General features: G+C 32.6%; 2 protein-coding genes. Both read left to right on the forward strand.

Translation table 11 applies throughout. The features are described from left to right. The coding region (locus tag ABWO04_RS11810; RefSeq protein ID WP_353079884.1) for an adenylosuccinate synthase at positions 1–1080 on the forward strand (1080 nt) is incomplete at its 5' end. Between the two features lie 212 nt (positions 1081–1292). Then, positions 1293–1576 (forward strand): OstA-like protein (locus tag ABWO04_RS11815; protein WP_353079885.1); only part of this gene is annotated, 284 nt, incomplete at its 3' end.

Genomic DNA, 1576 nt, shown 5'->3' on the forward strand with positions numbered 1-1576 from the left:
GTAAATATCATTGGAAATGGCGTGGTAATGGATCCTGTGGTTTTTCAAACAGAAATTAAAGGATTAGAAAAATTTAATTTGGATGTTAAATCAAAATTATTTTTATCAAGAAAAGCGCATTTAATTTTACCTACACATCGTTTACTTGATGCAGCTTCGGAAGCTTCAAAAGGAAAAGCTAAAATTGGTTCTACTTTAAAAGGAATCGGACCTACATATATGGATAAAACCGGTAGAAATGGTTTACGAATTGGCGATTTAGAAATGGCTGATTTTAAAGAAAGATACCGTGCTTTAGCTGACAAACACGAAGCGATGATTGCTTTTTATGATGTAGATTTACAATATAATTTAGCCGAAATGGAAGCTGAATTTTTCGCAGCAGTTGAAGAATTAAAAACATTAACTTTCATTGATTCAGAAGAATATTTAAATAAAGCATTAAAAGCGGGTAAAACCATTTTAGCAGAAGGCGCACAAGGTTCTTTATTAGATGTTGACTTTGGAACGTATCCATTTGTAACTTCTTCTAACACTACTGCTGCTGGAGCTTGCACAGGATTAGGAATTGCTCCAAACAGAGTAAAAGAAGTTTTTGGAATTTTTAAAGCGTATACCACTCGTGTAGGAAGCGGTCCTTTCCCAACAGAATTATTTGATGAAGTAGGCGCCAATATGGCAAAAATCGGAAACGAATTTGGTTCAGTTACAGGACGTGCTCGTCGTTGTGGATGGTTAGATTTAGTAGCCTTAAAATACGCTGTTGAAGTAAATGGTGTTACCGAATTATATATGATGAAAGGTGACGTTTTATCTGGATTTGAAACGTTGAAAATTTGTACCGCTTACAAGTACAAAGGAGAAGTTTTAAAACACTTCCCTTACAACATCGAACCAGAAAATGTGCAACCAATATACACAGAAATGAAAGGTTGGCAAGCCGATTTAACTGGTATGACAACGTATGAAGAATTACCTTCAGAATTAAAAACTTACATCGAATTCATTGAAAAAGAATTAGAAGTGCCAATAAAAGTTGTTTCTGTAGGTCCTGATAGAACTCAAACAATTACAATATAAGTTACAAAATTTTGTTATACTAAACTCGTTTAAGTATTACACATATTAAAACCGCAGATTCTCAGATGATCCAAAATCTGAAATCTGCGGTTTCTTATTTTTGATCTATTAAAATTCGCAAAATCTGTGTACCTATCAAAAAAACCATAAAATATTCTTAATACGCATTCATTATTCTACATTTTACTTAAATTTGACAAAAAATTGAGAAATTGAGAAAATATTTATATGCTGTCATTTTGGTATTTACCATATGGTTTGGAAATGCACAAACTACAAATCAACAGATTACTCCTTCTAATCCTAATGGGATAAAAATTTTGCATTCTGATTTTATCGATAAAAATCAAAATGAAATCCCGGGCGCCATTATTTTTACTGGAAATGTTCAAGTGCAACATAATGGTGTTCTTATAAATTGCAATAAAGCGTATCATTATACCGATGAAGATTACGTAAAAGCGTTTGGAAACGTAATATTAAACCAAGGCGATAC

This window comes from Flavobacterium sp. (genome assembly GCF_040382755.1).
In the GTDB taxonomy this organism is placed as follows: Bacteria; Bacteroidota; Bacteroidia; order Flavobacteriales; family Flavobacteriaceae; genus Flavobacterium.